Source organism: Sedimentitalea todarodis, from assembly GCF_032595355.1.
GTDB lineage: Bacteria > Pseudomonadota > Alphaproteobacteria > Rhodobacterales > Rhodobacteraceae > Sedimentitalea > Sedimentitalea todarodis.
Genome location: NZ_JASMWN010000051.1, coordinates 1 through 8,861, shown reverse-complemented (window position 1 = coordinate 8,861; position 8,861 = coordinate 1). Strand labels below are relative to the sequence as shown.

4 protein-coding genes and 2 pseudogenes are annotated in these 8,861 nt (G+C 55.2%); 5 read left to right on the top strand and 1 reads right to left on the bottom strand.

Annotated elements, in window-relative coordinates:
• Positions 1 to 756: 756 nt before the first annotated feature.
• Positions 757 to 954 (top strand): annotated as a pseudogene (locus QO231_RS25405) (hypothetical protein); the annotation flags it as partial.
• Between the two features lie 341 nt (positions 955 to 1,295).
• Here QO231_RS25405 and QO231_RS25400 read toward each other — a convergent pair.
• Positions 1,296 to 4,598 carry a DEAD/DEAH box helicase family protein gene (locus tag QO231_RS25400; RefSeq protein ID WP_316782927.1) on the bottom strand — a complete coding sequence of 1,101 codons (3,303 nt, stop codon included), beginning with the start codon at positions 4,596 to 4,598 and terminating at the stop codon, positions 1,296 to 1,298.
• Positions 4,599 to 4,907: 309 nt separating this feature from the next.
• On the opposite strand from QO231_RS25400, the pseudogene QO231_RS25395 reads away from it, so the two are divergent.
• The 4 genes and pseudogenes from QO231_RS25395 to QO231_RS25380 form a co-directional block, all read left to right on the top strand.
• Positions 4,908 to 5,069, top strand: a pseudogene (locus tag QO231_RS25395) (integrase); the annotation flags it as partial.
• A gap of 214 nt (positions 5,070 to 5,283) precedes the next feature.
• Complete coding sequence (htpG, locus tag QO231_RS25390; protein ID WP_316782924.1) at positions 5,284 to 7,149, top strand: molecular chaperone HtpG; 1,866 nt, start codon at positions 5,284 to 5,286, stop codon at positions 7,147 to 7,149.
• Positions 7,150 to 7,386: 237 nt separating this feature from the next.
• A complete protein-coding gene (locus QO231_RS25385; RefSeq protein ID WP_316782922.1) occupies positions 7,387 to 7,878 on the top strand; it encodes a MarR family winged helix-turn-helix transcriptional regulator in 492 nt (163 codons plus the stop codon).
• A 22-nt stretch (positions 7,879 to 7,900) separates the two neighbouring features.
• Entirely contained in the window at positions 7,901 to 8,743 is an 843-nt protein-coding gene (locus QO231_RS25380) for an MBL fold metallo-hydrolase (RefSeq protein ID WP_316782919.1), read from the top strand.
• Positions 8,744 to 8,861: the final 118 nt, after the last annotated feature.

Sequence of the window (8,861 nt, the reverse complement as noted above, 5' to 3'; positions counted from 1 at the left end):
GATTGGGAGAAATCCATCGAGAGCGCCGAGGCTTGGCTGCTGATCGCCCATATCCGGCGACTGACCCGACATCTCGCAACAGGGTGAAATCATTCATTCCGTTTTGAATCGGACACTTAGGCTTGATCGGCCAGTCCGGAGTGAATTCGCTGCGCTGCGAAAATAATTGTTCCGCAGACGCGAATGATTTCTGTACATGAACGGGCTGCGCAGCAAATGATCGGTTAGGCCGCGACTCGTGAATTGGTTGTTCTTATTCGCTGCAGCTTGACTGATTGATCGGTTTTTCCGCTGCGTAGCGGCAGTAATCTCTTTGCTGATGCAGCAATTTCCATGCTTCGCGCGCACGCAGCACAAAATGGCGGTTTCTGCTGTGGGCTCACTGTCGACCTCGGATGCGGTGCGGCATCCCTCCAAAGCTCCATGACCTCCCGGTTGGGGACGGCCCATTGCGGGCTTTCATCCCGGGATCAACATGCTGCGGTGCGGCCCGTCATTGCGGTCTTTCGCGTCGGCTGTACCGGTCTAGCCTACCGCGAGATCAGGCGATGCACTAGCTTGAAACGACTTTGTCAAATCAAGGGGGCTCGAATATGTCCACAATGTTTAGGGAAATCTTTGACCCGCTGGGAGATCTAGAAAACCAGCGCTCGAAATATCTTTCGAGACTTTTTGGGATATTTTCTGAGAAGATCGTCGCGCACTGGGCAAACGACGAACGTGCTGTCCTGGATGCCGGAGCCAGAGGTGCTTCTGGACACCGTCCGCGCCCACTGGGCCATTGAAAACGCCCTACATTGGCAGCTCGATGTCTCCTTTCGCGAGGACGCAGCACGCAACCGAAAGGATAACGGCCCCGGAAACATCGCGGTGCTACGCCGTCGCGCCCTCGACCTCGTACGACGCGACAAATCCAAAGACTCGCTCTCCATAAAGCTCAAGCGCGCGGGATGACGAATTTCTCCGAAGCATTCTCAATGGGTTAGCTCAGACGTGACCCAAATGCGATGGCCCTGTGTGTGCCTGACGGCCCAAAGTCGACTTTGATCTGTGACCTAGGCCGCTGCGGTGCGGCCCGGCGAAGGAGACATTCGCTGCAGGTGCAAAATTGCGGGATGATCGAATTCACACAGTGCGGGACGTTGCTGGGCACGATTCACCATTCCGCTCCCTCTTGGAAATTCCCGACGTGAAACATTTGTCGTTGTCGGTGTGGCAGCTTCAAACGCTTTCAAATATTTAGTTTCGCTCATGGAGCGCGCTGGACCGAGAGCGGTTGGGCCTGGTCGCACCGTTCAGTGCTCGCCAGCTCCGCCCGAAAAGAATACCACCGAAACCCGCCGCCCGATTTCTGGTTGGTGATTCCGTGACAGAAGCTCTGCTTCCTCGATCACCTTGGACATCTTTCGGTGTACCTCGTCAGCTTGTCGAACGTCATTTTCAAGCTTCTGCAGAATTGCTTGGATCGCGATGTATCCCTTCGGCAGGTCCTCGTAGGCGAAGCTGTCCCGCACCTCTTGCTTGGCTTGCTCCCAGAGGGGATCGAGCAGCCTGCTCCAAGACTCACAGATCATTTCGATGGCGGGGAGGGACAGGTGCCCAAACAGCTCTTGATCATCGTAGTTCTTGTCGCCCCGCTGGCTCATGAACTCTGCGCACGCTTTCATTAAGCTTTCAACGCGTGCCGGGCGTAGGTCCCATTCCGTAAGCACTCCAAGTTGGCTAGAGACGGTGTCAAGCGCGCTTGCCAGATCCTCCTCTGTCATCCTGGTCTGTTCCATGACCAGGCTTCTGGTCCGCTCGTATGCTGAATCAAGGGTCTTTGCGCAGGCCAGCTGACCTCGCTCCAAAGCCAGGCCCGTCTCAGAAGGACGTAGCAGCAGTAAACGCGGAGGGAAGAAACTCGTCGGCTTGTCGACGCCCTTCAGATGCAGCGCGGTGAAGCTCTCTCTGGCGCACAAGAGAGCTAATTCAGCGCCCCAGGTACCTTCGATTTTTGCCTTGTTGATGAGCCCGTACCGCTCCGGAGAGATCGTCTCTTTGGTCCGAGCTAGAACGTCGTGGAAGTTGTTGTCTCGCAAACGCCTGGCCGATCCGAGGTATCTGGTCACGCTTTCCAAGATTACTTCGGTGTCGTCCGAGCCAACCTCCTGCACAGCGTCAATTAGTTCTTCGCCAGCAAGTGTTCGATAGTTCTCGATACGGTTGGTTACCTTCTCATCTGACGCAAACTGACCGACCGGAATATCGACTAGGTGGTAGTTTACGATTCCAAATTGACTGTCGATGCGGTCGATGCGCCCCAATCCCTGGATTAGTTCTTTGAGGTTTGACGTCACCCCAAGCAGAACAAGCGTATCGGCTGACTGTAGGTTGATACCCTCAGCCATTTTATAGGTTAGGAAGACCGACGCTGGCCCGTCTGGGGCATTTTTTCCGCCGGGGCGGAAGTAGGACTCTACAGACTTGCCGTGCGTAATCCGTCGAAAGCCATCCGGTCCGTTGCCAAAGATGGCCTTCACTGCCCTCTCATCACCCTTCGTCTGGTTGCCAACAACGAAGTTCGTGTGGTGACCGCGGCGTGACAGCGCTTCAGCGAAGATTTCGAGCGTGTCTGTGCGCTCTGCGAGGAAGACAACCCGGTCCATCTGTTGCTGGATGCGGTGGCAGGCTTCGTACCGCTTTTCGTCAACCTCGCGTAGCGAACGCGAGTTGAGCTTTTGGGCTAGAGCGTCACACTTCTCGGGTGCCGCCAGCGCGTCGACGCCAAGCAGACCGAACATGTCGGACTGACCCGGGTGCGGTGCTCTACGCCCCTTCTTGGAGCCTTGCTCAAATTCCCGCAGCCATTTCCCGATAACGCCGTCGGACATCTCCCAAGCTGCCTGCGCTGCGTTCACTCGAAGTATGTTCAGCAGGTTTCGGATATGGAGCTGGTCCTGAGTACTCTGCTGCGTTTTGACGTGGCCGAAACGGCTCTTCTCGACTGCCGTAACCCGCCCGCCGGGTGCGAGGTCATTACACAGTGCCAAGATTTCGTCGAGGCGTGCTCTCTGAGGTTTCGTGAGTTTCAGCGTTTTGGGTCGCCCATGGTTGGCAAGCTTGGGGTAGCCATGCTTGGAGCGATCCTCGTCCTCGCCAATGCATCGGCGCTGGCGGCGCGCCAGAAAAGGCGAAATCAGCTCAGAGAGTTCCGTGCGGGCCTGCCGTGAAAGAGCAGTTTCCGGTTCGGAAAGGACAGCAAGTGGTGCCTGCTGATCGAAGATGTCAGGCGAACTTTGCATTTCGCGATCGAACAGCTCACCCATGGCCTGGATGTAGTCTGGGGTCATGAAGATAGAGGCGCGCTTTTCCTGCATATGGGTAAGCCAGTCGACATCACGATTGCCCAGCAGTGTGGCAGACAAGCAGACATTCCAGCTTGGTGGTGCGAGCTCGACCGCTGCAGCCATCTGGGATGCCTGTTCGAAGCCAGGCGTAACCGTATGGCTTTCGTCGATGATGAGTATGCCAAACTGATCGAGCCTCAGACCGGTCTCGTTGTCGTCGCCAGCTCCTCTCAGGCGCTTCTTTGAAAGACTGGTGTTTGGTATCGCCTCCAAAGAATTCGTGGAGTGCTTTTCCCAGCTCGGGATGACCTTCGGCGGCGCGATGACAGCCGCGTTCTTCCTGGCGACTCCGTGCACAGGAGAGCGCGGAATGACCCGAGAAAAGGTTTCCGATAAGGCCTCGGCGAGGTGGCATCCGATCTCGGTTTTACCCGAGCCTGTAGGCGCTTCTACGAATGCGATACCGTTATCGTACGTGATAGAGCAGGCCTCGTAAGTCAGCTCCTGTTGGTATTCATAGAGGGTGTGACCGGTGATCTCTCGGCGACCGCCTGTGAGCCAGGGCTCAAAGCCCTTCTGCTCCGCGATCATGCGCGCCATGGCGTCTTCGGCGGTGGCGGGTTTTATCAGCTTGTCGAGGATGTCGAGTGCTTCAGCAGTCCAGTCGGTCGAAACGTCCCAAATCTGCTCAGCTGCGTTGGTGCGTTCAAGCTGGAGTTCATGCGATCCAGCGTCGAGCCCATCTGCATACTCAATATTGCTGTAGAGCCCAGAGCGAGAGAAGTTCGCCGAGCCCGCCACCGCGCCTATTGGCGAACTCAATATCTTGGAATGCATCCGACGATCCCCGCTGATCCCCAATCGGGTCTGTGCTAACACAGGGTCAAAGACGCGAAGCTCAATCTTGCGAGTTTGGATCGCCCGCTTTGCAAGCACCGCGAGCAGGTCATCGTCGTCCTCAACCTGCAGGCCGGACTTCTCCAGCCAATAGAGCTTCATTTCTTCAGTCACAGGTCTCGGCTTTGCCAACCGTCGAGAGTTCCCCGTATCGATACCGAATGATATCCGAATGCGAATGTCTGGGTCTGTGTCAGGGTCTTTTAGCTCCTTAACCTCTTTCATCAGGACCGCGAGCGAAGAAAGGAAGTCTTGATAGCCAGTCACGATCAGGCAATCGCCAGACGTGATGTGCGGCCGGTAGAGGTCAATGACAGGCCGGTCGATATTGGTCCCGACCTTGGGCGTAGCCGCGAGGTTGGTCTCGGCCAATTGAGTGGCCTTAGGCTGGTCAATGTTCTGTGGCTTTGGACGGAGCCAATTCGGGAGCGAAAACAAAAGCTAATACCATGTAGAGCGAGTTGCTTAGACTATGGCTGGTCTTTTTAGCCTAGGGCAATGAATCTTTTGGGCCTGCCACGTGTCGAGCCTCTGCTTTCTGCATTCGTTTCCCTGGGGCTAAGTTAGCTCGCGAAAGGGGGTGGACCGGGAGCAGCCCAAAGCCTCCCAACAGCACGGCCCGTGCATGGGGTGGGGCGTGCCCGGGTTTGACCGGTTTACCGGGTTTGCTGGTCCAGGCCCCACTCGATGCGGCGCACGAAAGTCACACAGATCTGCAAGAAAACGGGCAACTCGCGCGCAAGCTAACTACTATTGGGCCATACTAAGATGGACAGCACAGTCCGCTATCTCGGCGTTGAGCTCGAAGATGCGCTTGCTGTCGCGGAAGCAATCGAAATTTGATGCATTGGGCCGTTCGTCGAGGACGGCCCTAAGCCGCCGTCCGTCTCATTTATCGGCGCCGCGGTGCAGCTTTCGCATTGCCGCCGTTCGCTGCGTCTGCAAAATCGCTTGTTTGGTGAACCCAGGCTTTGCCAGGCAATAACGCCAATGAGTTGAAACCTCAGGTCCATCGAACTACATTCCCGCAGCGGTTCAAAGTTGGAGACCAAAAGAGATGACCGAAGCCCTTGAGAAAGAAACGTTTTCGTTCCAGACTGAAGTGGGTCAGCTGTTAGAGATCGTTGCGGGCTCGCTTTACTCCAACCGCGAAGTCTTTCTGCGCGAGCTCGTCTCAAACGCATCAGATGCCTGCGATAAACTACGCTACGCAACCTTAACGGATGCGCACCTCGCGCCAACGCAGGATTTTGCGATTACGCTTGAGATCGCCGCCAAACCCAAAGCTCTCTCGATCTCGGACAATGGGATCGGTATGAACCACGCCGATCTTTTGGAAACCTTGGGCACAATTGCCAAATCCGGAACCGGAGCCTTTATCGATGCACTCAAAGCAGACGAAAAGGACAATGTTGGTTTGATCGGCCAATTTGGCGTGGGCTTCTATGCTGCGTTCATGGTGGCCTCAAAAGTGGACGTGCTCACGCGCAAAGCCGGAGAGTCTGAGGCATGGCTTTGGTCTTCAGACGGCAAAGGGGCCTTCACAATTGAGCCTGCAGAGCGCGATACATCCGGGACCACCGTGACCTTGCACCTGAAAAAAGACGCCAAGGAATTCGCTGAAGAAGCCCGTATCCGTCACATCATCAAAACCTATTCCGAGCATATCGGCTTCCCCGTCAAGCTTGGTGATGAAACCCTGAACGCGGCTGAGGCACTTTGGACACGCCCGGCCAAGGACATTACCAAGGAACAGTATACTGAGTTTTATCGCCACACCTCTCACGCCTTTGATGAACCGTGGCATGTGATGCACAACAAGGTTGAAGGGATACTCAACCATACAAGCTTGCTGTTTGTGCCTACGGTTCAACCCTTTGATCTGTTTGAGCCTGAGCGCAAAAGTCATGTGAAACTTTATGTCAATCGCGTCTATATTTCGGAGACCACGAAGGATCTGATCCCGGCGCATTTACGCTTCCTGCGCGGGGTGGTGGACAGCCAAGATCTGTCGCTGAATGTGTCGCGCGAGATGCTTCAAACCGATCCGCAGCTCGCCAGGATCAAAACGTCGATCACCAAGAAAGTTCTGAGTGAGCTGAAGAAAAAGGCCACAAAAGCGCCCGAGGAGTACGCTGCCTTCTGGGGTAACTTTGGTGCCGTGCTCAAGGAAGGCCTGGTTGAAGATACGGCGCTGCGTGATCGCATATTGGAAGTGTGTCGGTTCGCTTCGACCGGCGCGGGCGGGCTGACCAGCTTGACCGAGTATGTGTCGCGCATGAAGACAGGACAGGATGCCATCTATTACATTGCCGGAGAGGACGCCGCCAAACTGGCAAAATCGCCGCATCTTGAAGGTTTCAAGGCTAAAGGCGTCGAAGTGTTGCTTTTGTCTGACCATGTGGACGAATTCTGGCTCCAGCATATTACGGAACATGATGCCAAACCCTTCAAATCCATCACACGCGGCGCTGCGGATTTGGATCAGATTGATGACGACGAAAAGCAAGAAGACACGCCCAAGGCCGAGGAGGCTGACCTCTCTATGCTCATCGCAGCGATAAAAGCCGAGCTGGGTGAGGCGGTTAAGGACGTACGGTCTTCGAAGCGTCTGACGGACAGCCCCGTATGCCTGATTGCGGATGACGGCGATATGGACGTAAATCTGGAACGCCTGCTCAAACGCCACGGGCAGTTAGAACACGGCATGCCCCGTGTTTTGGAACTCAACCCAAGTCATGCACTGATCGCCAAGTTAGCAGACCGCACCAAATCCGATGCAGACAGCACAGACGCCCTTCTGAAAGACGCGGCCCATCTTTTGCTGGATCAAGCGCGCATCGTCGAAGGTGAAGTGCCGCCAGACCCGACAGAGTTCGCGCGCCGGTTGGGAATAGTCATGACACGGGCCTTCGCCGTGTAGCGGAAACGAACGGGTGAGGACGGCCCATTGCGGACTTTGGTGTTAGGTTCGACCGCTGCAGTGAAGCTTTCCTAAAGCCGCCATTCGCTCATCGTGCAGCAATCTCACGGTCCAGAGGTCGGCTATGCCGACAAAGCGCCGCCCGCGCCATAAGGCTGCTCTCTGGGTTTCGGATTTTCAAATTTTATCGGAGCAAAAAGCACCGCAATGGAAATAAGTTAATAATTGACACTATCAATGATTGATCATATCAATCATTGCATGAATGATGATCTTAAGTATCCGAAAGACCAGTCAATCCACCAAAGCCTCGGCTACTGGACGTCGCTCACCGCCCGGACAATGGAGGCGGAGTTCAACAAGCGTCTGGCGCATTTCGGGATAACCCGGGTGGCTTGGGTGGTGCTGGGCGCGATTCACTTTGACGAAAAATCATCGCCGTCCGAGTTGGCCGAGTTTCTGAGCATCGACCGGGCTGCGATCACAAGGTTGCTGGATAAGCTTGAACAACAGGGTCTGATAATCCGTTGCCGAACTGACGAAGACCGGCGCTCTGTATCCCTGTTGCTGACGCCTAAAGGCGAAGCGCTGTCGGTGGAAATTGCGCGAGAGTCCAAGGCCGTCAATGCACAGTTTTCCGACGGGCTGACCCCCGAGGAAGTTGAGCAGTACATCGGAACAGTAAAAAAAATACTGGCAAACGGCAATAAGGCCGTCACTGCTCTCTAAAACCCTCAATTTGGAGCCTGTTATGAAACGCTTTCTGCACATATATATGCTGCTTTTTTCGCTGGCCCTTTCGCAAGCAGCATTGGCCGCGGATGAATATCCGGTCGATACGCCGGTGGGAGGTGAGCCGTTCGGGCACAGCGTTACACCGATTGGCGATGGCATCTACGTTTTCCGTTGGTGGGTTTACCGCAATATATTCATCGTCACCGATGAAGGCGTCATTGTGACTGATCCGATGAATCCAAAGGCTGCCGAACTTCTGCAATCCGAAATTCGTAAGATTACAGATAAACCGGTCAAATATGTTGTCTATAGCCACAACCACCATGACCACATTTCCGGCGGAATAATCTTCAAGGAAGAAGGGGCCAAATTCGTTGGGCATGAGAACGTGCTAAAGGAACTTGCAGATCACCCAAGTGCGGTCACGCCGCTGCCTGATGTAACCTTTCAGGATCGCCATTCCATGACGCTGGGAGGCCGAACGTTAGAGCTTGAATATTTCGGTCCCAACCACGGCGAAAGCCTTGTGGTCATGCGCCTGCCAAAGGAAAAAATCCTGTTCATTGTTGACATCGTCACGCCCCGTCGGGTCGCTTTCCGCATGATGCCAGATTTCTGGCCTGATGAATGGATCAGAAGCCTTAAAGAGATAGAAGCAACAGACTTTGACTATGTGATTTCTGGCCACGGGCCTCATACGGAGCCCGCCATCGATGCCGCGAACGTGGTGATGGAACAGCGGGTTTATCTTGAAGACCTTATGGCAGCGGTCAAGCAGGCGATGGAGTCAGGAATGCACAATCCCGATGAGCTGCAGAAGTCTGTAAAACTTCCAAAGTACGAAGATTGGCGCAGCTAGCCCTGCCGAATGGCCGTCGGCCTGTCGTGCCCACCGGGGTCGAGCCGGAAGCGCTTGCGCGGATCCTGTCAGTGGTGGACGGGCAATGATCGCGTTTCCGGCAGGCGTGAAGGTCTGG